This is a genomic window from Micromonospora sp. NPDC005710, assembly GCF_040630995.1.
Lineage (GTDB): Bacteria > Actinomycetota > Actinomycetes > Mycobacteriales > Micromonosporaceae > Micromonospora.
In genome coordinates, this window is sequence record NZ_JBEXYP010000024.1 from 75,042 (window position 1) to 98,492 (window position 23,451).

Annotated in this window: 15 protein-coding genes; 3 read left to right on the forward strand and 12 right to left on the reverse strand. The window is 71.4% G+C overall.

What is annotated here, in order from left to right:
- Window positions 1-38 precede the first annotated feature (38 nt).
- Complete coding sequence (locus ABZ406_RS26295) at window positions 39-1,775, reverse strand: ABC transporter ATP-binding protein (RefSeq protein WP_357766883.1); 1,737 nt, start codon at window positions 1,773-1,775, stop codon at window positions 39-41.
- 120 nt (window positions 1,776-1,895) lie between these two features.
- Between ABZ406_RS26295 and ABZ406_RS26300 the strand changes: the two genes are divergently transcribed.
- Together ABZ406_RS26300 and ABZ406_RS26305 are read left to right on the forward strand one after the other, a co-directional pair.
- Window positions 1,896-3,605, forward strand: coding sequence for a bifunctional 3'-5' exonuclease/DNA polymerase (locus ABZ406_RS26300; protein WP_357766886.1), 1,710 nt, complete (start codon window positions 1,896-1,898; stop codon window positions 3,603-3,605).
- A gap of 171 nt (window positions 3,606-3,776) precedes the next feature.
- On the forward strand, window positions 3,777-4,370 hold the full coding sequence (locus tag ABZ406_RS26305) for a nucleotidyltransferase family protein (protein WP_357766889.1): 594 nt from the start codon (window positions 3,777-3,779) through the stop codon (window positions 4,368-4,370).
- A 144-nt stretch (window positions 4,371-4,514) separates the two neighbouring features.
- Here ABZ406_RS26305 and ABZ406_RS26310 read toward each other — a convergent pair whose 3' ends face one another.
- From ABZ406_RS26310 to ABZ406_RS26360, 11 genes are all read right to left on the reverse strand, one after another.
- On the reverse strand, window positions 4,515-5,924 hold the full coding sequence (locus ABZ406_RS26310) for a GH1 family beta-glucosidase (RefSeq protein WP_357766836.1): 1,410 nt from the start codon (window positions 5,922-5,924) through the stop codon (window positions 4,515-4,517).
- A complete protein-coding gene (yicI, locus tag ABZ406_RS26315; RefSeq protein WP_357766839.1) occupies window positions 5,921-8,152 on the reverse strand; it encodes an alpha-xylosidase in 2,232 nt (743 codons plus the stop codon). The genes ABZ406_RS26310 and yicI overlap by 4 nt, the downstream gene beginning before the upstream one ends.
- Window positions 8,149-9,036, reverse strand: a complete 888-nt coding sequence (locus ABZ406_RS26320) for a carbohydrate ABC transporter permease (RefSeq protein WP_357766842.1) — start codon at window positions 9,034-9,036, stop codon at window positions 8,149-8,151. The genes yicI and ABZ406_RS26320 overlap by 4 nt, the downstream gene beginning before the upstream one ends.
- A gap of 1 nt (window position 9,037) precedes the next feature.
- Entirely contained in the window at window positions 9,038-10,006 is a 969-nt protein-coding gene (locus tag ABZ406_RS26325) for a sugar ABC transporter permease (protein ID WP_357766845.1), read from the reverse strand.
- 67 nt (window positions 10,007-10,073) lie between these two features.
- Entirely contained in the window at window positions 10,074-11,378 is a 1,305-nt protein-coding gene (locus tag ABZ406_RS26330; protein ID WP_357766847.1) for an extracellular solute-binding protein, read from the reverse strand.
- A 76-nt stretch (window positions 11,379-11,454) separates the two neighbouring features.
- Window positions 11,455-12,486, reverse strand: a complete 1,032-nt coding sequence (locus ABZ406_RS26335) for a LacI family DNA-binding transcriptional regulator (protein ID WP_357766892.1) — start codon at window positions 12,484-12,486, stop codon at window positions 11,455-11,457.
- Between the two features lie 231 nt (window positions 12,487-12,717).
- On the reverse strand, window positions 12,718-13,527 hold the full coding sequence (locus tag ABZ406_RS26340; RefSeq protein ID WP_357766850.1) for a metal-dependent hydrolase: 810 nt from the start codon (window positions 13,525-13,527) through the stop codon (window positions 12,718-12,720).
- Between the two features lie 103 nt (window positions 13,528-13,630).
- On the reverse strand, window positions 13,631-15,259 hold the full coding sequence (locus ABZ406_RS26345; RefSeq protein WP_357766853.1) for a protein kinase: 1,629 nt from the start codon (window positions 15,257-15,259) through the stop codon (window positions 13,631-13,633).
- Window positions 15,260-15,378: 119 nt separating this feature from the next.
- Window positions 15,379-17,091 (reverse strand): serine/threonine-protein kinase, encoded by a 1,713-nt coding sequence (locus ABZ406_RS26350; RefSeq protein WP_357766855.1) that lies wholly within the window; start codon window positions 17,089-17,091, stop codon window positions 15,379-15,381.
- 83 nt (window positions 17,092-17,174) lie between these two features.
- Window positions 17,175-18,512: a glycosyltransferase family 4 protein gene (locus ABZ406_RS26355; protein ID WP_357766858.1), complete on the reverse strand. Its 1,338-nt coding sequence runs from the start codon at window positions 18,510-18,512 to the stop codon at window positions 17,175-17,177.
- A 136-nt stretch (window positions 18,513-18,648) separates the two neighbouring features.
- Window positions 18,649-20,592, reverse strand: coding sequence for an amylo-alpha-1,6-glucosidase (locus tag ABZ406_RS26360; RefSeq protein WP_357766861.1), 1,944 nt, complete (start codon window positions 20,590-20,592; stop codon window positions 18,649-18,651).
- A 42-nt stretch (window positions 20,593-20,634) separates the two neighbouring features.
- On the opposite strand from ABZ406_RS26360, the gene ABZ406_RS26365 reads away from it, so the two are divergent.
- Complete coding sequence (locus tag ABZ406_RS26365; protein ID WP_357766864.1) at window positions 20,635-23,340, forward strand: glucosidase; 2,706 nt, start codon at window positions 20,635-20,637, stop codon at window positions 23,338-23,340.
- Window positions 23,341-23,451 lie beyond the last annotated feature (111 nt).

Below are 23,451 nucleotides of genomic sequence, written 5' to 3' on the forward strand. Positions count from 1 at the left end.
GCGTCGTACGGTGCCGCGGTCGGCCACCGGCAGCCGGCTCACCGGTACGCCTCCTCGGTGTCGGCCTGCTGCGTCGGATCGGGGTCCTCGCCGCCCCGGGCCACCAGGTGCCGGTAGGCCGGGTCCCGGTCGAGCAGGTCGGCGTGGTTGCCGGTGGCGGTGATCCGGTCGGCGCTGAGGTGCGCGACCAGGTCGGCCCGGCCGAGCAGCAGCGGCGACGCGGCGATCACCACTGTGGTCCGCCCGGCCCGCGCGGTCCGCAGCCGCTCGGCGATCCGCGACTCGGTGTGCGCGTCGACCGCCGACGTCGGGTCGACGAGGATCAGCACCTCCGGCTCGCTGTGCAGCGCCCGGGCCAGCCGGATCCGTTGGCGCTGGCCGCCGGAGAGCGTCCGGGCGCGGGCGTCGATCGACGTGTCCAGCCCGGCGGGCAGGGCATCCACGACGTCCTGCGCCGAGGCGGTCCGCAGTGCCGCGCCGATCCGGTCGTCGTCGTCGGCCCCGCCGCCCAGGATGTCGCGCAGCGTGCCGGCGAAGAGGTACGAGTCGTGGTCGGCGACGAGGATCCGCGTGCGGACCTCGTCCAGGGCGACAGCCCGCAGTGGCACGCCGCCCCAGGTGACGTCGCTGACGACGTACCGGCCGAGCCGGTCGGCCAGCGCGACGGCCGCCGCGGGGTCGTCCGCTGCCACGCCGGTGAGCTGGCCGGCGCGTACGGTCAGGCCGCTCGTCGGGTCGTGCAGGTCGGCCGGGCCGTCCGGCGCGGCCGGGTCACCGGGCCGGCGTGCCTCGGGCACGGAATCCGGCCACCGGCGACCTGGGCCACCGACGTCGTCGGGTGTCACGGTGAGCAGGCCGGTGATCCGTCGGGCGGCGACCCGACCGCGGATGAGCTGGTGACTGCCCTCCAACAGGAACCAGACCGGCACGATCAGGGTCGCCACGTAGCCGTAGACGGCCACCAGTTCGCCGATCGTGACGTCACCGGTCACCGCCATCCGGGCCGTCAGCCACACCACCGCCGCCAGGAACAGGCCGGGGATGGCCACTGTCGCGGCGTCGATCCAGCTGTTGACCGCGCCGACCCGGTAGCCCTCGGCGCGCAGCTCCTGGGACCGGGTCGCGTACCGCCTGGCGAACAGGTCCCGGCCGCCCACCCCGGCGAGGACCCGCAGCCCGGCCACGATGTCACCGGACCGGGCGGTGAGGGCCCCCTGCTGCCGGCGGTAGACCGACTCGGCCCGCTCCAGGCGGCGCAGCAGCGGCCCGACCACCAGCCCGACCATCGGTACGCCCACCAGCACGCAGAGCGCGAGCAGTGGGGAGATGGACCAGAGCACCACGGCGATCACCCCGTACGCGACGATCGCGCCGACGCCCGGCCCGGTCAGGGTCAGCACCTGTGCCGTCCAGTCGATGTCGGAGCCGCCGATGGTGGACACCTCGCCCGCCCCGACCCGGCGCGGCAGCACCGCGCCGATGCGGGACAGGTGACGCAGCAGGACCTCCGCCGAGCGGGCCTTGGCGTCCTCGCGCAGGAAGGTCATCGTGCGGTGCCGCATGATGCCCAGGTAGGAGAGGGCTACGCCGGCGACGACGATCGCCGCGACCCAGAGCAGCAGGGCCCGGGTGTCGTGGGCGCGCAGCCCGTCGTCGACGGCCTGTGCGATCAGGTAGGGCCGCACCGACAGCCCGACCATCCAGGCCGTCCCGAAAAGGCTGCCGCGCAGCACCCGCCAGGGTTGGCAGCGGGCCAGCCACCAGAGGTAGTGCATCGGACCGCGGGTGTCCGGAGTGCCAGGATCGGGATGCGGGATCTGCATAGGCACCTGGTCACGCTACCGACCGGCCCCGACAGCCTACCGACCCGAAACGGGTGAGGTGCGCCTCCGTTTCTGTCGGATGGGACAGGCAGAATCACGTTCGTGCTGGTGGCGGTGGTGTCCGACGAGCGGGGTGGGGGAGTGCTGCGCCCGCTCGACCCCAGCGGCCGGCCGACGGGCCCGACCGAGGTCGTCACCGACCTGGTCGCCGCGGTCGCCGCCCGCGAGGCCGCCGGGCACCCGCGCTGGGTCTGGCCGAGCGCACCGGCGGTCTACCCGACGTTGTTGCGCGCCGGCGTCCGGGTCGATCGGTGTCACGACGTGGAGTTGACCGAGGCGTTGCTGCTGGGGCACGCGGGTCGCTGGGGTGAGCCCCGCTCGCTGGCCGCCGCCTGGGCCCGGCTGACCGGCGCGGCAGTGCCGCCCGACCCGCCGCCGCGTGCCGCCGCACCGCCCGGGCACGGCCAGGGTGCGCTCTTCGACACGGTGCCCGGTCCGCCGGGCCCGGGCATCGACGCACTGACCCAGGTGTACGCCGACCAGCTCGTCCGCGTCGCCGCGACCGAGCACCCCGGCCGGTTCCGGTTGCTGGTGGCCGCCGAGTCGGCCGGCGCGCTGATCGCCGTGGAGATGGGCGTCGCCGGGCTGCCCTGGCGTGCCGACGTGCACGACGAGATCCTGCACGAGCTGCTCGGCGAGGCGTCGCCGGTCGGTGGGCCGCCCCGTCGGCTCGCCGAGCTGGCCGCCCGGATCGCCGACGCGCTGGGCGTACGCGGGCTGCACACCGACTCCCCGGCGGAGCTGCTGAAGGCGTTCGCCCGGGTCGGGGTGGAGCTGCCCAACACCCGGGCCTGGGTGCTGCGCGGGGTGGACCATCCGGCGGTGCCGTTGGTGCTCGAATACAAGGAGCTGTACCGGATCTGGACGACGCACGGTTGGGCATGGCTCGATCAGTGGGCGAAGGGCGGCCGGTTCCAACCGGAGTACCTGCCCGCTGGCGTCGTCTCCGGCCGGTGGGCGACCCGGGGTGGCGGCGCGTTGCAGATTCCCAAGGTGATCCGGCGGGCGGTGGTGGCCGATCCGGGGTGGCGGTTCGTGGTCGCCGACGCCGGCCAGTTGGAGCCCCGGGTGCTGGCCGCGGTCTCCGGCGACGCGCGGTTGGCGGCGGCGGGCGGCGCCGGTGACCTCTACGCGGCGCTGGCCCGGGACTCGTTCGGCGGCGACCGGGCCAAGGCCAAGGTGGCCCTGCTCGGCGCGATGTACGGGCAGACCGGCGGTGCGGCGGTGCCGGCGTTGGCGGTGCTCAAGCGCAGCTACCCGACGGCGTTCAACTACGTAGAGGCTGCGGCGCGTACCGGCGAGGTGGGTGGGTTGGTGCGGTCGTGGCTGGGGCGGACGTGCCCGCCCGGCTCGGCCGGGTTCGGTGATCTCGACGAGGCGTCCTCGGCCTCGGACGGGGTCGCCGATCCGCAGAGCCCACGGGCCCGCGCCGCCCGGTCCCGGGGGCGTTTCACCCGCAACTTCGTCATCCAGGCCACGGCCGCGGAGTGGGCGTCCACGTTGTTGGCCACGCTGCGCACGGAGTTGTCCGGGACCGACGCCGAGTTGGTCTTCTTCCAGCACGACGAGGTGGTCGTGCACGCGCCCGCCGCGCAGGCGGACGCGGTCGCCGATGCTGTCAACCGGTCGGGCGAGCGCGCCTCCGCGCTGCTCTTCGGTGCGACGCCGGTGCGGTTTCCACTGGACCTGTCCGTCGTCGACTGCTACGCCGACGCGACCTGACCGACTGGCCGCCCTGGGCGGCAGGTGCCGGGCGTGTAACGGTTGTGCTATTTCTCCTTTTCGCCCCGCCACCCAGCGCTGGCCGTCCTCGTTGCAGTGTCCGTAGGAGGGGACGGATCGGTCACGATCCGTCCCGTGCTGGAGGGGGCGCAGCTGAACGGGATCGCAGGAATGATCATCGCGGCGGGTGGCGGACGACGGATCGGTGGTCCGGAGGCGCTGCTGCACCAGGGGGACAAGCCCCTGGTCAACCAGATGATCGACACGATGACCGAGGCGGGTTGCGAGCAGATCGTGGTCGTCCTGGGTGCCGCAGCCGAGCAGGTCCAGGAGACCGCCGACCTCGGCAAGGTCACCGTTGTGATCAACAAGGCATGGGGCACCGGAGTCGGCTCGTCCATCCGGGCCGGTCTTGCCGCCATGGACGACGAGGGGATCGAGGCGGTGGTGGTGGTCCCCGTCGACATGCCGGGCCTGACCGCCGAGGCGGTCAGCCGGGTGGCCGCGCTGCCGTACCCGGACGTGCTGGTCTGCGCCACCTACGACGGCTTGCGGGGCTACCCGATGCTGTTCGGTCGCCGGCACTGGCCCGGCATCGCCACCCTGGCCAGCGCCGACGTGGGCGCCCGACCGTACCTCTTGGCGCACAAGGACCAGATCGTCGACATCGCCTGCGACGCGGTGGCCGACGGCAGCCGGGTCGACACTCCGGAACTGATGGAGATGTACGGCCTGACCGTCCCGCCGCAGCGCGTCGGGGTCTAAGGCGGCCTGGTGCTGAGGCCGTGATCGGCGGCGTTGCGTCGCGCTTCGGGGAATGCGTGATGCCTGTGAGTCATCAAGATGACTCACAGGCATCACGCTCGTCAGGACATGGCCGCAAGCTCGGTGCGGGCGTGGCGAGGTACTTCAGTCCTGCGCCGAGTCCAGCTTCCCGGTGGCGGCGAGGCGCTGGTACCAGTGGGCGCTGTCCTTCCAGGTGCGGACCTGGGTGTCGTAGTCGACCCGGATGATGCCGAAGCGACGGTCGTAGCCGTAACCCCACTCGAAGTTGTCCAGCAGCGACCAGACGAAGTAGCCGCGCACGTCCGCGCCCTGCGCGCGGGCGTCGGCCATGGCGCCGATGTGCCGACGCAGGTAGTCGATCCGCTGGTCGTCGTGGATGCGGCCGTCGGCAGACACCTCGTCGTCGAACGCCGCGCCGTTCTCGGTGATCATCATGGGCTGGCTGGGGTACTCGCGCTGTAGGCGCAACAGCAGCTCGGTCAGCGCCGGCGGGTCGATGTTCCAGCCCATCGCCGTGTAGGGGCCGGGCTGCGGCAGGAAGTCGACGCTCTCCGCGGCGACCCACGGCGACGAGGTCGACGCGCCGTGCCCGTCGGCGTCGGAGCGGGCCGACTCCCCGTCCCAGGCCCGGACCAGGGTGCTGGAGTAGTAGTTGACCCCGAGCACGTCCAGCGGCACCGCGATCAGCTTCTCGTCACCCTCGCGGACGAACGACCAGTCGGTGACGGAGGCGGTGTCGGCCAGCAGGTCGGCCGGGTACTCCCCGTCCAGCATCGGGCCGAGGAACGCCCGGTTCGCCAGGGCGTCGATGCGCCGGACCGCGTCCTGGTCGGCGGCCGAGTCGGAGGCTGCCCGGATGACGTGCAGGTTCAGCGTCACCGACAGCTCGGCGGCCGGGGCCAGCTCCCGAACCACCCGCCCGGCCAGGCCGTGCGCGAGGTTGAGGTGGTGCACAGCGGCAAGCGCCGCCGCCGGCTCGGTCCGACCCGGCGCGTGCACGCCGGAGGCGTAGCCCAGGTACGCGGAGCACCACGGCTCGTTGAGTGTCGTCCAGGTGTGCACCCGGTCGCCGAGCGCGCCGACGATGCCCGCCGCGTACTCCTGGAAGCGCAACGCGGTCTCCCGGGCCGCCCACCCGCCGGCGTCCTCCAACTCCTGCGGCAGGTCCCAGTGGTACATGGTCGCCACCGGGCGGACGCCCCGCTCCAGCAGCCCGTCCACCAGCCGCGAGTAGAAGTCGACGCCGGCCTGGTTGAACCGGCCCGAGCCGCCCGGCTGCACCCGGGGCCAGGAGATGGAGAAGCGGTACGCGCCGAGCCCCAGGTCGGCGATGTGCCCCAGGTCGTCGGCCCACCGGTGGTAGTGGTCGGCGGCGACGTCACCGGTGTCACCGTTGAGGGTCCGACCGGGGGTGTGGCTGTAGGTGTCCCAAATGGACGGGCCGCGCCCGTCCTCGGTCGCCGCGCCCTCGATCTGGTACGAGGCCGTCGCCGAGCCCCAGACGAAGCTCTCCGGGAAGTGGTGTTGCGTCATCGTTGCGTCCCCTGGATCTCGCAGATGTAGCCCGTCGAGGTGCCGGCGACCAGTTCGGCGCTGGCCGTCCCACCCTCGTAGCGCACGTCGAACTCGGCGCCCGGTCCGTTGCCGGGTGACGGTACCCGTACCCGGGTCCGCTGCCCCTCGGTCGGTGCGTACAGGCGCAGCCGCACATCGTCGGCCCACTCGTAGTCCGGTCGGTCGGTGCGGGAGCCGAACGGGATGACCGCTCCCGGTCGGGCCAGTACCGGCAGACTGTCGAAGCCGTGCTTCTCGGTGACCCAGGCGGGGCCGGTGACCTGCCCGCCGGTGAGCAGGTGCGTCCAGGTGCCGGCGGGTACGTAGTACGTGACGTCGCCGTCGGCGCTGAGCACCGGTGCGACGAGCACGTCCGGGCCGAGCATGTACTGCCGGTCCAGGTGCGCCGTCGCCGGGTCGTCCGGGAACTCCAGGAACATCGGTCGCATCACCGGCGTCCCGTGGCGGTGCGCCTCCTGGGCGGCGGCCGCCAGGTACGGCATCAGCCCGAGCTTGAGGTGGGTGAAGTGCCGCAGCACGTCCACTGCCTCCTCGTCGTACGCCCACGGCACCCGGTAGGAGCCGGATCCGTGCAGCCGGGAGTGTGAGGAGAGCAGCCCGAAGGCGACCCACCGCTTGAACACCGCCGGGTCGGGGGTGCCCTCGAACCCGCCGATGTCGTGGCTCCAGTAGCCGAAGCCGGACGCCGCGAGGGACAACCCGCCGCGCAGCGATTCGGCCATGGCGACGAACGTCGCCTCGCAGTCACCGCCCCAGTGCACCGGGAACTGCTGCCCGCCGACGGTGGCGGAGCGGGCGAACACCACCGCCTCGCCCTCGCCGCGTTCGGTCTCCAGCAGCTCGAAGACCGCCTTGTTGTAGAGGTACGAGTAGTAGTTGTGCATCCGCTGCGGGTCCGAGCCGTCGTGCCACACCACGTCGGTCGGGATGCGCTCGCCGAAGTCGGTCTTGAAGCAGTCGACGCCCATGTCCAGCAGAGCCTTGAGCTTGCCGGTGAACCAGCTGACCGCGTCCGGGTTGGTGAAGTCGACGAGCGCCATGCCGGCCTGCCACTTGTCCCACTGCCAGACCGAACCGTCGGGGTTGCGCACCAGGTAACCGGCCGCGCGGCCCTCCTCGAAGAGGTACGAGCGTTGCGCGATGTACGGGTTGATCCAGACGCACACCTTCAGGTCGCGCTCGTGCAGCCGCCGCAGCATTCCATCGGGGTCGGGAAAGGTAGACGGATCCCAGACGAAATCGACCCAGTGGAACTGACGCATCCAGAAACAGTCGAAGTGGAACACCGACAGCGGCAGCCCGCGCTCGGCCATCCCGTCGACGAACTCGGTGACGGTCTTCTCGTCGTACGAGGTGGTGAACGAGGTGGACAGCCAGAGGCCGTACGACCAGGCGGGGACCCGGGCCGGCCGGCCGGTGAGCGCGGTGTAGCGGCGCAGCACGTCCTTCGGGTGGGGCCCGTCGATGACGTAGTAGGTGAGCGACTGGCCCTCGACGCTGAACTGGGTCTGCGCGACGACCTCGGAGCCGACCTCGAACGACACGTGCTCCGGATGGTCCACGAAGACCCCGTAGCCGGCGCTGCTGAGGTAGAACGGCACGTTCTTGTACGCCTGCTCGCTCGCGGTGCCCCCGTCGGCGTTCCAGATGTCGACGGTCTGCCCGTTCTTGACGAACGGGCCGAAGCGCTCGCCCAACCCGTACACCGTCTCACCGACACCCAGGGCGAGCCGTTCGTGCACGTGCCGGCGGTCCTCGGCGTCGGTGACGACGCCGATGCTGCGTGCCGTGGACGCGGTGAGCAGCCGGTCGCCGTGCCGGAAGTCGACCCGCCACCCGTCGACGAGTGCTACTCGCGCGGTCAGCTCGCCGCTGGTCAGCGTGGCGCTGAGCCCGGTGACGTCGACGGTGACCGGGTGCGTGTCGTCGGTGGTCAGCCCGAAGTGCGGCTCGCGGGGCAACCCGCCGGTGTGGTGGGCGATTGTCACCCCGATGACGCCGGGGGCGGGGGAGAAGAACCGGACGGTGACCAGGGGGCGGTTGAGGGTGTCGCCGCGTCCGGTGAGCCGACCGGTCGGTGCGAAGACGGTGAAGCCGCGCTCGTCCGGTTCGACCGACTCGACGGTGCCGGGGCGCAGGACGCTGACGCCGGGGCGTAACTGCCAGTACCCGTCGGTGAACTTCACTTCTCGGCTCCTGCCGTGATGCCGCGCGCCAGGGTGCGCTGGAAGATGAGGAAGAAGAGGATGGCCGGCACCAGGCTGATCAGCGCGCCGGCGTTCGTGGTCGGCGCGTCCATCAGCCGGTCACCCTGCAACGACGCGAGCGCCACCGGGATGGTCTGCGTCTGGTTGTCGATGAGCATGACCAGTGGGATGAGGAACTCGTTCCACGTCCAGATGAAGAAGAAGATGAGCAGCACCGCGAGGGTGGGCCGCAGGTTGGGGAAGACCACCCGCCACAGCACCGTCCACTTGCCGGCGCCGTCCAGCGCGGCGGCCTCCAGCAGCGAGCGCGGGAACGTGCCCATCACCGAGGCGAGCAGGTACGTGCCGAACGCGCTCTGGATCACGGTGAAGATGATGATCACCGCGAGTCGGGTGTTGTAGAGCCCGACCTCCTTGGCCACGTAGTACAGCGGGTAGATCAGCGCCTCCTGCGGCAGCATGTTGGCCAGCAGGAACAGACCGACGATCCACAGCCGGCCCCGGACCCGGCCGATGCCCAGCGCGTACGCGTTGAGCACCGACACGGCGACGCCGAGCACCGCCACCGAGCCGGCGATGACAGCCGAGTTCCAGAACTTGAGCGGGAAGTTCACTTCGGTCCAGTACGTGCGCAGACCCTTGGTGTAGAACTCGGTCGGCCAGCTCAGCGGGCCGCCCGACGAGTAGTCGCCGGGCGACTTGAACGCGTTGAGCAGCATGAACGCGAACGGCACGAGCATGACGAGTGCGCCGAGGGTGACCACTGCGAGCACCACCCAGCGGCTGACGCTGTGGTGGTGTCGGTCGCGGACGGGCCGGGCCGGTGTCACCGGCGCGGTGCCCGGTGTGAGCATGACGGCCATCTCAGAACCCCCGGTCCCGGCGCTCGCTGCGAGCCTGCATCCCGATGAAGACCCCGGCCACCACCACGATGATCAGCGTCAGCACCATGGAGATCGCCGAGCCGTAGCCGACCTGTAGCTTCTTGAAGAACGTGTAGTAGGCGAAGTACGACGGCACGTTCGTCGCGTTGTCCGGGCCGCCCCGGGTCAGCGCGAAGATCGGCCCGAACACCTTCAACGCGGCGATGGTGCAGGTCAGGGCCACCACGAAGGTCTCCGGCCGGATCTGGGGGAGGGTGATCGCGCGGAAGCGGTGCAGCCAGTTCGCGCCGTCGACCTCGGCCGCCTCGTACAACTCGGGGTCGACCCGCTGCAACGCCGCCATGAAGACGACCACCGGGTAGCCGATCTGCACCCAGATCATCACGGCCATCACGGCCGGCAGCGCGGTGCCCGGGTCGCCGAGCCAGTCGTGGCGTAACGCGCTGAGACCCACCGCGTCGAGGAGGCTGTTGAACGCGCCGTCGGGGCGCAGGATCCAGCCCCAGACGATGCCGGCCACGACGACGGGCAGCACCTGCGGGAGGTAGAACGCGGCCCGCAGTGCGGCGGCGGTGCGGGGCTTGAACCGGCGGCCGATGACGTCGAAGAGCACCGAGGCGAGCAGCAGCCCGAGCACCGTGGGCACCACTACCATCGCGACGAGCATCCAGACGGTGTTCCGGAACGACGCCCAGAACACGTCGTCGTGCAGCAACTGCTGGTAGTTGTCCAGGCCGACCCACCGGGGGTCGCCGATGCCGGACCACTTGGTCAGCGACAGGTAGAGCGTGCCGACCAGCGGTGCGCCGATGACCAGGACGAAGAGCACCGCTCCGGGGAGCAGGTAGAGCCAGTACGCCGCGTTGCGGCCGCGGCGTCTGCGGCTCGGCGCGGGCGGGATGGGGGTCGCGGCCGGCGGTGTGGCGGCGACCGTCTCGGAGACTGCCATGGAAGATCCTTCCCGGCGGGGCGGGCGGGCGCGCCGGTCGTGCCGGTCGCGCCCGCCGCTCGCCGTGTCACTTGCCGGTGATCTCCTTGACGCCATCGGCGTACGGCTTGGCGATCGTGTCGAGGACCTGGTCCGGCGACTTCGAGCCGTTGATCAGGCCCTGGAAGCCGGAGACCAGCACGTCGTAGTAGCCGGGGACCGGCCAGTCCGGGTAGAAGGCGAGCCCGTCGGACTTGCTGACCGTGTTGAAGTCCTCGATCAGCTTGCGGTCCTTCGGGTCGCCGATCTTCGACGCGTCGGCGGCGACCGGAACACCACCGTTGTTGCCGATCAGGTCCTGGATCTCCGGACGCAGGGTGATGTCGATGAAGTCGTACGCCAGGCTCTTGGCCTTGCTGTTCTCCGGGACCACCCAGAGGTTGCCGGAGGAGCCGGCCTGCAGGGTGTTGCCGGGGAACAGGAAGGTGTCCCAGTTGGCCTTCATCTCGGTCTTGAACCGGCCGTACCACCAGCTACCCGAGACGATCATCGGAACCTTGCCGCCGATGAAGGCGGTGCCCATGTCCTCGGCCTTGAGGCTGGCCGAGTTCTTCGCGACGTAGCCCTTCTGCACCCACTGGGCGAAGGTGTCCGCGCCGTACTTGAGCGGGTCGGCCTTGAAGTCGACTGGGTTCTTGTAGAGCTGGTAGTTGTCGACGAACTGCCGGTCGCCCTTGGAGAGCGCGAGCTGGTAGAAGAGCTGCCCGGCCGGGTACTCGGCGCCGGCCATGCCCAGCGGGGTGACGCCCTTGGCGACGAAGGTGTCCATCGCGGCGGTCATCTCGGCCATGGTGGTCGGGACCTTGACGCCGTTGCTCTGGAACAGGTCCTTGTTGTAGTAGACGGTGACGTACTCGCCGTAGTTCGGCACACCGAACCACTTGCCGGAGCCCATCACGCCCTTGTCGCTGTACCGGGCGGTGGTCTGGAGGCTGGGGCTGAGCTTGCCGGCCCAACCGCGCTTGTCGGCCTCGCTGCTCAGGTCGGCCAGCAGGCCCTGGGAGGAGAGCAGCCCGGCGGTCGCGTTGCCCTTGTTGTACTCCATGATGTCCGGGCCTTCGGACGAGTTGATGATCATGCCCGCGTTCTGCTGGATCTGCTCGAACGCCTTGCGCTCGAAGCGCACCTCCACGCCCGGATGCTCGGACTTGAAGATCTCGATCGCCCGGTTCCAGCCGACCCCCATGGCGCTGTTCTCGCTCTCGTAGTGCCAGAGCTTGAGGATCTTGGCGTCGCTGTCGTTTCCGCTGTCACCACCGCCGCACGCGGCCACGGTGGTCGTCGCCATCGCCGCCAGGGCGATCGCGGCGACGAGCCGGTGGAATCGCTGCATTAGCATCCTCCTCGTTGAGTATCTAGCCGGTACTTCACAGGGCCCGTCGTCGCGTTGCAGCGCGGCGGCGGGCCATCTACTTGTCGGCCACCATCAGGTGGCGGCTCCGTGGTGCGGCGGTCGACCCCCGGATCTCCAACGCGCACGGCAGCAGTTGCTGGTGCCGAAGATCCGCAGGGCCGTCCAGGTGGCGCGTCAGCGCCTCGATCGCGATCCGGCCGAGCGCCGAACCGGGCGACGTCATGGCGGTCAGCGCCGGAGTCGCCAACTCGGCGACCTGCGGCGAGGTGACCATCGAGACGACGGAGACGTCGTCGGGCACCGACAGACCACGGCCGGTCAACTCGCCGAGGATGCCGAAGATCGCCGTCTCGTTCATGGCCAGCACCGCGGTCAGATCCGGGGCCTGCGAGAACGCGGCGGCCAGGGCGGCCCGCCCACCGGCGGCGCTGTCCTCGGCCGCGATCATCACCGGTTCCAGGCCGTGGCCGGTCATCGCCGCGGTGAAGGCGTCCCGGGTACGCAACGCGGGCCCGTACCCGCTGGCCAGCGTGGCCGCCGAGTGGTTGACGTAGACGATCCGCCGGTGCCCGAGGCCGACCAGGTGCGCGACGGCCTCCCGGACGGTCTGGTCGAAGTCGATGTCGACGTACGAGAGCGTGCTGGTGTCGCCGGTGCGCCCGATCAGCACCAGCGGCACCCCCGCCTCCTGGAGCACTGTCACCCGCTCGTCGGCGAGCTGGACCTCCATCAGCACGACCCCGTCGAGCATCCGCTGGCTGGCCAGCCGACGTAGGTCGTCGAGGTTGCCCCCGCCGACCGGCGAGAGCACCAGGTGGTAGCCGGCGACGCTGGCCGCGGCGGCGGCACCGGTGACGAACGCGGTCTCGGTGGCGCCGAGGCCGCGCTCGTCCATCGGCATCAGCAGGCCGAGGATCCGGCTGCGACGGCTGGCCAGCCCACGGGCCATCGCGTTGGGCTGGTAGTCGAGCTGGGCCATCGCGGCGAGCACCTTGTTACGGGTGGCCTGCGAGATCGGCCGGGTGCCGGTGAGCACGTAGGAAACGGTGCTGACCGAGACCTGGGCGAGGCGGGCGACGTCGTGCATGGTGGCCACCGCGCACCTCCTCCGGCCTGGGGTGGGAACGCTCCCGAAACGGCGTCGAAGCGTTTCGACGAAGCGGTTCGACAGGACGCTAGGCCACCTGTTACGGCGACGTCAATAGCCGATGTCGAAAAGAATTCAGCCGGGTGCCGCAGGGCCCCCGCGAGGCGTACGCCGTGCCGCTTGCGGCCGGTCGCACCCGATCTTCCTCGCCGGTCGAGGGGCGCGGTTCGGTCAGACGTCGATGTCGAATCGGCTCAGCACCGAGGGCGCGATCAGGCCGACGGTGGCGAGCGCCGAGATGACGGTGAGTGCGATGCGCATCCCGACCACCTCGGCCTTGCTGCCGACGCGCAGGGCGATGCTGTTGGGCAGACCGATCATCATCCACATCCGCCGTTTGATCGGGATGGGCCAGAGGATCGGCACGCCGGCCCGGGTGATCATGTCGCCGAGGATGTGGACGAAGCAGCCCACGCCCAGCGCGGTGCCGATCAGTGGGTAGCCGCGTCCGCCCGGCAGGTTGGCGAAGGTGAACCAGGCCGCTCCGGCCGACGCGAGAGTGATGATCACCCAGCCGGCCCGCTCGGCCCACTCGTCGAACAGCCCGCGCAGCGCCAGGCCGAACATGAAGAACAGGATGGTGATGACCGCCCACTTGCCGTACGCGGCGCAGAGCGCGGTGGTGCCCCAGCCGACCAGCAGTGTGAACGGCAGCGTGTGGGTGAGCGTGCGGTGCCCGTTGTTGCGGCGTGGGTCCCTGCTGAGCTTCGTGGCGTAGTAGACCCCGAGGGAGATCTTCTCCATGACCTCGGCGGCGAAGAGTGAGAAGACCCCGAAGGTGCGGGCCACTGTGGCCCCACCCTGGTTCTTGGTCACCTTGCCCGACATGTCGAGGTCGGGAAAGAGCGCGCCACCGGCGCACACCGCGGTGCCCACCGCCAACGCGAGCGGCGACTGGTGGTAGTCGACGAACTGCTCCAGTGCCCAGGAGCCGGCCAACCACACCGCAGCGCCGGACAGCGCGTGTTGCGGTCCCATCATCTCGGCTCACCCTCCCCAGGGATCTTGAGCGCCCAAAACTACGCCACCGTAGTCAGCGCCGGCGCCGCAGGGGCGTCACCCGGAAAGTCCATCTCGGACGGTGTCACAGGGTGGGGGTGAAGCTCTGCCGGATCATCGGCAAGTATGCCGCGTTGACCTGCCAGTCGAACTCTTCTGTCAACCACGAGACGGTGTAGGAACGGTCGGTCGAGGTGTTTGCCAGCAGTCGGAGGCTGTGCACCGGGACGCCTGCGGCGTTGCGCCACCCGCACTCCCAGACCGCGCCGCCAGCGAAGATGTCCATGGCGGAGATGTCCACCTTGCGATAGCCAGGCAACGCCTCGGCCGTGGTCAGCCGAGACTCCTCGGACTTCCAGTAAGCCACCGGGTCCGTGCGGGCCGGCCCGGCTTCGACGCTGAGCACCCGCGACCCGCCGGATCTCCGGAAGCAGGTCACCGGGCCCTCGGTCCAGCGAGCCCAACCCACTGGCACGGCGATCCGGAACCCGGTCGGGTCGTCGTACCAGGTCCAGCCCTCGCGGAGCCCGTACTTCACGTCGGCCGGCGGTGTCACCGACACCACCGGGGTCGCCGTGGGCGGAGGGGTGGACGCGCAGGCGAACGCCGCCGGCCGGGGGGTCGGCGCGCCACCACCCGAGCCGGACGGTGGGGTTGGATCACCGTGCTGGTTGACCAGGGCCAGTGTGACGCCACCCGCGACGAGCAGAGCGGTGGCCGCACCGCCCAGGGCGATCAGACGCCGTCGCCGGCTCGATCCGGTTCGCGGCGGGCGACTGCTCGGCGTCGCCGGATCGCCCGCCGGGCCCGCCGGTTCCACCGGGCGCGGCGCGACGGCCCGGCCGGTGCCACGGACCGCTGCGACGGCAGCGGACGGGGTCGAGCCGGCCGGTTCGTCGTGGCTGGCCGCGGCGCTGCGCAGCAGCGGCTCCGCCTCGGCTGCGGTCAACCGCCGCCAGGGGTCACGCTGCAACAGACCGGTGAGGACGGGACCCAACGGCCCGGCCCGCCGCATCGGGTCCGGCGGCTCGGTGGCCAGCGCGCTGAGCGTCGCCATCGCGCTGGAGCGCGCGTACGGTGACTGGCCCTCGACTGTCGCGTAGAGCGTCGCGCCCAGCGACCACAGGTCGGTGCGGGCGTCGGACACCCCTTCGCGGGCGCGTTCGGGGGCGACGAACTGTGGCGAGCCGAGGACCGTGCCGGGCCCGGTCATGGCCCCCTCGCCGCCGTCGAAGGTGGCCAGCCCGAAGTCGGTGAGCACCACCCGGCCGTCGTCGGCGACCAGCACGTTGTGCGGCTTCACGTCGCGGTGCAGCACCCCGGCGGCGTGCGCGGCCCGCAGCGCGGCGAGCACGGCCAGCCCGATCCGGGCGGTGCGCTGCGGGCTCAGGGGCCCCTCGGCGCTGATGATCTGCTGCACCGATCGCGACGGCACGTACTCCATCACGATCCAGGGGCTCTCCCGGTCGTGGACCACGTCGTAGAGGCGGACCACGTTGGGATGGTTGAGTCGGGCCGCGGTGCGTGCCTCCCGCAGGGTTCGTAGCCGCAACTCCTCGCGTTCGGTCTCGGCCAGCCAGGACGGCGGCACGACCTCCTTCACCGCCACGTCGCGATGCAGCATCTCGTCACGAGCAAGCCACACCCGGCCCATTCCGCCGGTGCCGACCAGGTCGAGCAGCCGGTACCGACCCGCGATCAGCAACTGCTGCACGGTCGCTCCCCCTCGGTCACCCCGCAATCCACGATAGCCACCAATGCCGTCTTTCTCATCCACTGAGCGGCCTCGATCCACGCCGGACGGTGGTCCGGATCATGGCCATACGGTGCAGGTCAGCGGGGTGGTCGGAAACTCTTTCGCAGCAGATCCCACTCGGCTTCGGCCCCCGACCAGTCCTCGTCGGAGGTGATCCATCCCAATGTCCACCGGTCGGTCCCGAAGATCTGCTGCCGGGCGTGCAGCCATGGTCCCTGGGGTGCCTGCCACCGGAACTCCCACTCGGCCCCGCCGTCGTCAGGGGCGAGCCGGATCTCGTCGTACCCCGGCAGGGAGCCAGCCCGGTTCGCCGCGTCGCGGGCGGCCCGCAGTTGCTTCAGGGGATCGGTGGGGTTGCTCCTGGCGACGCTGAAGGCCCGGCCGGTCGACGGGTCCTGGAAGCACGCCACCCCCTCGTCGCGGGAGGTCAGCCACGTGTTCGGTACGGAGACCCGGAAGCCGGTGCTGTCGGCGTGCCAGACCCAGCCGGGGGCCGGCTGGAACTCCTCGCCGGAGGGCGGTGCGCGGGACGACACCGGCGTGCCGACGATGTCCGGGCGGACACAGGGCAGCGGCGGCGGGGGGAAGTTCCGACCACCGCCCGGCCCACCTGGCCCCCCTGGCCCACCTGGCCCGCCGCCATCGGGTGGACGGTTCGGTGGGGGAGTGTAGGACCAGCCGGTGGGATTGGTGGGCTTGTCGTCGGCGACGGTGAGTGCGGTGCCGACACCGGCCACGACGGCGACCAGCAGCGCCACGGCGACGAGCGCCACCCGGCGGGCGATGCGCCCGTCGCCCGTGCGCGGCGGGGGTGACGTGGCCCGGCCGGCTGAGGCCAGGTCGTTGCTCGTGGCGGTGGCCGGGTCGGGTAGCGGAACAGTGGGGTCCTGGTCGTCGGCGTCGCCGGTCGGGGTGGGCTGGCCGACCAGCCCCGGCACCGGCCCGGCGGACGAGGATCGGTCGGTCACCGGGGGCGGGCCGGCACGGCCGGTCGCCGCCGCGGTGAGCAACCGACGGGCGGCGTCGTGGTCGAGCCGCGCGCGCGGGTCGCGGCGCAGCAAACCCTCCAGTACCGGCGCGAGCGGCCCGGCGTGCGGGGCCGGGTCCGGTGGGCCGGCGGCCAGCGCGGTCAGGGTGGCCATCGCGGTGCTGCGGGCGTACGGGGACCGACCCTCCACGGCGGCGTGCAGGGTCGCCCCGAGCGACCACAGGTCGGCGGCCACAGTGGACACCCCCTCGGCGGCCCGCTCCGGGGCCACGTACTGCGGGGAGCCGAAGACCATGCCGGGGCGGGTCATCGTGCCGTCGCCACCGTCGAAGGTGGCCAGCCCGAAGTCGGTGAGCATCACCCGCCCGTCGTGCGCCACGAGCACGTTCTGCGGCTTGATGTCGCGGTGCAGCACCCCGGCGGCGTGCGCGGCCTGCAACGCGTCGAGCACGGCCAGCCCGATCCGCGCCGCACGGGCCGGTTCCAGGGTCCCGTCGGCGTCCACGACGTCCTGCAGGGTGCGGGACGGGACGTACTCCATGACGATCCATGGGCTGTCGTCGACAGCGACGACGTCGTAGAGCCGGACCACGGCGGGGTGGTTGAGTCGGGCCGCGGCGCGCGCCTCCCGCATGGTGCGGGAACGCACCTCGTCCCGTTCACGATCGGCCAACCAACTCGGTGGAACGATCTCCTTGACCGCTACCTCGCGGTGCAGCATCTCGTCGCGGGCACGCCACACCCGACCCATGCCCCCGCGACCCACCAGGTCGAGCAGCCGGTACCGACCGGCGATCAGCACCTGTGCACGCTCCTCCTCAGCCGCTGTCCGGGCTACACCCTAACCAGCGGATCGGAAGTCACCTATCGGTAGTCCGAATCGGCTCAGCAGGCGGCATGGTCGGCGGCGGCCGCGAACAGGTTCCCCTCCGGAATGGCGATCCGGGACCGGCCACCGGCCAGTCGGGCGGCGGCGCGTCGGGCCTGCACCGGGCCGTGTTCGCGACGAGCGGTGGCGTAGCTGGCGGCGGTGCGGGCCGCGATGGTCGCCCAGCCGTACCGTTCGCCGACCATCGTGCGGGCCCGGCGGGCCAGCCGTCGGGCGAAGACCTCGTCGCCGAGCAGTTGGCCGACCGCGCCGGCGAGCGCGTCCGGGTCGCTGTGCGGGAAGGTCACACCGGTCACGCCGGGTTCGACGATCTCGGCGAGGCCGCCGGTACGGGCCACGGCGAGGGGCGCTCCGGCGGCTGCCGCCTCCAGCGCCACCATGCCGAACGGCTCGTAGAGGCTGGGGACCACCGTCGCGTCGGTGGCACCGAGCATCGCCGGCAGTTGGGTGGAGTCGAGGAAGCCGGTGAACCGGACGGTGGAGCTGAGCGCCAGCCGCCGGGCCTGCGCCTCCAGTTCGGTGCGGTACGGGCCGTCGCCGGCGATCACCACGCGCAGCCCCGGGTGCCGTTCGCGGAGCCGGGGTACGGCGTGCATCAGGTGCTGGACGCCCTTCTCGTAGACCAGCCGTCCGGCGTACCCGATCAGCGGGCCGTCCCCGGCGAACCGCGCCCGGGCCGAGGCGACCGCCCGGGGAAGCGCCCGCCAGGCCCGGTCGTCGACCCCGTTGGGCACCACGTCGACCTGGGCGGCCGGTGTGTCGAACAGGGCCGTCACCTGGTCGCGCATGTACCCGGAGCAGGTGATCAGTCGAATGGAGGAGCTGCTGAGCCAGTGTTCGACGCCGTGGATGGTGCGGTTCATCTCCTCCGGCAGCCAGCCCTGGTGCCGCCCGGCCTCGGTGGCGTGCATCGTGGTGACCAGGGGCAGGTCCAGGTGCTCGGCGAGAGTGACCGCCGTGTGGGCGACGAGCCAGTCGTGGGCGTGGATGACGTCGTAGGAACCAGCCTCGGTGGCGCGCAGGGCGGTGCGGGTGAGGGTGTGGTTGAACGCCATCGTCCAGGCCAGCAGCGAGCCGGTGGCGAGGGGGAAGGCGACCGGGTCTTCGGGGGCGCGCAGGATCCGGACGCCGTCGGCGTACTCCTCCAGGGGTGCGCCGTCGCTGTGACGGGTGACGACGGTGACCTCGTGGCCGGCGGCGGCCAGGGCGACGGAGAGGGCGTGCACGTGTCGGCCGAGCCCGCCGACGAGCACCGGCGGGTACTCCCAGGAGAGCATCAGCACCCGAAGCTGTCGGGCGGGGTTGATGTCGATCACGTGGGCATCAGGTGACATGCGGCCCCCTTTGAGTTGTCCCCGGGCGCGCGCCGACCGACACCATTGTGATGTCGTCGTCGCGTCTGGATCGGGGCCAATCCTGCCGGGATCGCGATAACCAGCGGCGACACCACCGTTGCGGTCGTGTAAAGCGCTACTGGCCCTTTCGCCGTACCCGCAGCAGCTCGGCCACCGACCAGGCCTGGAACGGGCACCCGGTGGCGGTGTGCGGCGCGAGGCCGTCGGCCGTCTCGCTAACCGAGCCTAACCCATATTCCATCAAATGGGCCTCAATGCCGACGAATGCATCATCGACGGACATCTTTCCTCGCCGTGCGGCGTCCACGTACGGGCCGAGCAACCACGGCCACACGGTGCCCTGGTGGTAGCCCCCGTCCCGGTCGGCCGGGCCGCCCCGGTGCCGGCCCACGAACTCCGCCGAGTCCGGGGCGAGACTGCGCGGCCCGAGCGGAGTGAACAGCCCGCCCGCGACCCGCCGCAGCGTCGCCTCGTCCGGGTCCATCGGCGCGTACGGCAGTGACCAGGCCAGCAGTTGGTTGGGGCGCAACGCGTCGTCGTCGTGCAGGGCGGCGCCACCCAACGGGTACGCCGGTGCCGGCGCGTCCAACACGTCGTGCAGCCAGCCGGTCGGGGCCGGGAACCGCTCCCGGAACGAGGCGGAAGCCTGCCCGTGCAGTCGCCACAGCTCGCCGGCGTCCCGCCCGGCCAACTCGGTCAGCTCCGCGAGCCCGGCCAACCCGTTGATCCACAACGCGTTCACCTCGACCGGCTTGCCGACGCGTGGGGTGACCGGCACCCCGTACACCCGCGCGTCCATCCAGGTCAACGCGGTGCCGGGGGCGCCCTGGGTGATCAGCCCGTCGGCCGGGTCGACGCGGATGCCGTACCGGGTGCCGGCGGCGTGGGCGTCGACCACCGAGCGCAGCGCCGGCAACAGCTCGTCACCGAGGTCGGTGTCACCGGTGACGGTGACGTGCCGGCTCACCGCGTGCAGGAACCACAGCGTCCCGTCGACGGTGTTGTACTCCACCCGACCCGTGTCGGCCGTGTTGGCGAGCATCCCCTCGGACAGCGTCGCCGCGTACGCCCGCAGCAGCTCCCGACCCTCGTCGGCGCGACCCGTGCAGAGGAACAACCCCTCGTACGAGATCATCGTGTCCCGGGACCAGGCCCCGAACCACGGGTAGCCGGCGACCACGTCCACCGCCGCCTGCTGGGTACGCACCACGAACGCGTCGGCGGCCAGCGCCAGGGTGGCGTCCACGTCGTCGGCCGGCTTAGCCGTCGTCACCACCTGCCGGTTGCGCCGCCGGGCGGTCGCCACGATCTCCTCCGCCGACGGTGGCTCCACGTCCAGCGGGTCGGCCCAGGCGCGCACCGACACGGTGTCGCCGGGGCGTTCCAACTCCCCGGAGAAGCGGCCCGCGTACCAGAGGTCCTCGTCCGGGTGCAGACCCCGGTTGGCCTCCTCCCGGTGGTGCACGCCCAGCCACCACTGCCCCTCGGGCGCCCAGCCCGGGCCGGCGAGCCGGTACGCGCCCTCGACCACCGCGCCGTCGGCCACCGCCTCGACCTGCGGGACGGGGCCGTCGGCCCGCCGTTCACCGTGCGCGTCCCGCCACGTGCAGGCGGCCGACAGCTCCAGCCGGACGGGCCCGCCGGCGACCAGCCGGTGCACCACGGCGACGCACGAACGGCCGGGCAGCATGGCCAGCTCCCGTTCGATCACCACCGCGCCGATGCGCCAGCGCCAGCGCGGCAGCCCGTCGACCAGGTCGAAACGCTCCAACAACTCGAAGCCACGCGGGTCCACCGTGCCGGAGGCCCACTCGTGCGCGCCGAGGCGTACCCGGGCACCGGACGGCACTGTGACCGCCGGGTCGAGACTCACCAGTCCCACCTGACGGGCGGCAGGCGTTTCGCCGGGAACCACCAACAGGCCGTGGTACCGACGTGTCCGCAGCCCACCGACAGTGCCCATCGCATAGCCGCCGAGACCGTCGGGGACCAGCCACTCCCGGCTGGCCGCGCTGGTCAGATCGCCGCAGACCTGCGGGCCGAACCGAATGTCGATCAAGTTTCCTCCACCGGCGGCAACGTGTAACACGCCACGACGAGAATGGCCGCTGTGGTCAAGTACCGCGGCGACGTCAAAGATGTGCACGTGATCACTGACCGATCGTCCTCCGACGCCTCGCCACCCGACGCTGAGCGGCTCCGGCTCGCCCAGGCCGACTCGGGGGAGCAGGACTGGCGTGCATGGGGTCCCTATCTGTCCGAACGGGCGTGGGGGACGGTGCGGGAGGACTACAGCGAGCACGGTACGGCCTGGGACTACTTCCCACATGACCACGCGCGGTCCAGAGCCTACCGGTGGAATGAAGACGGCATGGCCGGCGTCTGCGACGAACGACAGACCTTCGCGTTCGCCCTGGCCCTCTGGAACGGCAAGGACCCGATCCTCAAGGAGCGGATGTTCGGCCTCGGCGGCGACGGCGGCAACCACGGTGAGGACGTCAAGGAGTACTGGTGGTACGAGGACTCCACCCCCACCCACTCCTGGATGCGCTGGCGCTACCACTACCCGCAGGCCGCCTTCCCGTACGACGAACTCGTCGCGGTGAACGCGTTGCGCGGCCGCGACGACACCGAGTACGAGCTGGTGGACACCGGGATCTTCGACGACGACAGGTACTGGGCGGTGACAGTCGACTACGCCAAGGCGTCGCCGACCGACCTCTGCATGGTGGTGACGGTCGCCAACCGGGGCGACGAGGCGGCGACCCTGCACGTCCTGCCCACCCTGTGGTTCCGTAACACCTGGTCCTGGGGCCTGCCCGGCGGCGACCGGATCCCCCGGCTGACCGGCCAGGGCACCCGGCTCGTCGGCGAGCACCGGGTGTTCGGCCAACTGCTCCTGGAGGGCGACGGCGGCCCCGTGCCGCTGCTCTGCGACAACGACACGAACGCCGAACGGCTCTGGGGGCTGGCCGGCCGCTCCCCGTACCCGAAGGACGGCATCAACGACCACGTCGTCAACGGCGCGGCCACCGTCAACCCGGCCCGCGAGGGCACCAAGGGGGCGCTGCACTACATCCTCGACGTGCCGGCCGGCGAGCAGCGCCAGATCCGGCTGCGACTGACCCGTACCGCCTCACCGCCGGCCGCCGCGCCGCCGCCCCCGGCCGACCTCAGCGAGGGCTTCGAGGCCGTGGTGTGGGCGCGGCGGGCCGAGGCGAACCGGTTCTTCGCCGGGGTGATCCCACCGGCCGCCACACCCGACGAGGCGCTCGTCGCCCGGCAGGCCATCGCCGGGCTGATGTGGGGCAAGCAGTTCTACCACTTCGACGTCAAGCGCTGGCTCGACGGCGACCCGGGCTCCACACCGCCGGCCGGGCGCCGGCACGGGCGCAACAGCGCCTGGTGGCACATGACCAGCTTCGACGTCATCTCCATGCCCGACCCGTGGGAATACCCCTGGTACGCGGCCTGGGACCTGGCCTTCCACTGCGTGAGCATCGCCCGGGTCGACCCGGGCTTCGCCAAGGAACAGATCCTGCTCCTGCTGCGCGAGTGGTACCTGCACCCCAACGGGCAGATCCCGGCGTACGAGTGGGCGTTCGGAGACGTGAACCCGCCGGTGCACGCGTGGGCGGCGCTGAAGGTGTTCGAGATCGACGGCGGCCGGGACTACGAGTTCCTGGCCCGGGTGATGCACAAGCTGCTGCTGAACTTCACCTGGTGGGTCAACCGCAAGGACACCGGCGGCAACAACGTCTTCGAGGGTGGCTTCCTCGGGCTGGACAACGTCGGCCCGTTCGACCGCTCCGCGGCACTGCCGGTCGCCGGGGTGCTGGAACAGTCCGACGGCACCGGCTGGATGGGCATGTACGCCCTCAACCTGCTGGACATGGCGATCGTGCTCGCCGAACACGACCGAACCTGGGTGGACACCGCCACCAAGTTCTTCGAGCACTTCGCCTACATCGCCGCCGCCGCGTACGAGCAGGGGCTGTGGGACGACGAGGACGCCTTCTTCTACGACGTGCTGCGCCTCGCCGACGGCACGAAGGTGCCACTGAAGGTCCGCTCCGTCGTCGGGCTGCTGCCGTTGGCCGCCACCACCCGGCTCACCGCCAGGACCCTGCACCACCTACCGGAACTGGGCGCCCGGCTGCGCTGGTTCCTCACCAACCGCCCCGAGTACGCCCAGGTGATCGGCACCCGCCGCCTCGGCCCCGACGGCCGGCAACAGCGGCTGCTGTCCATGGTCGGCCCGGAACAGGTGGTCCGCCTGCTCGCCCGGATGCTCGACCCCGACGAGTTCCTCTCCGACTTCGGCCTCCGTACGCTGTCCCGCGCGCACCTGGACAAACCATTCTCGGTCACCCTCGGCGGGCAGGAGTTCTCCGTCGGCTACGAGCCCGCCGAGTCGACAAGCGGGCTGTTCGGAGGCAACTCCAACTGGCGCGGGCCGATCTGGATGCCGACGAACTTCCTGCTGATCAGCGCGCTCCGCGACTACGCGGCGTTCTTCGGTGACGACCTCCAGGTGGAGTACCCCACCCGCTCCGGGGTGAAGTGCACCCTTGACGAGATCGCCGACGACCTCTCCGCCCGACTGATCTCACTCTTCACCCAGGACGACTGGGGACGACGACCGATCTACGGCGCATGCCAGCTCTTCCAGACCCACCCGGACTGGCGCGACCTGGTCGCCTTCCCCGAGTACTTCCACGGCGACAACGGGGCCGGCCTCGGTGCCTGGCACCAGACCGGCTGGACGGCCCTGGTCGCCGACCTGATCCTCACCCTCCGCCGCTGACCCCCGCCCACCCCCACGCCTGCCCGTGCCTGCGCCCGCGCCTGCCCGTGCCTGCGCCCGCGCCTGCCCGTGCCTGCGCCCGCGCCTGCCCGTGCCTGCGCCCGCGCCTGC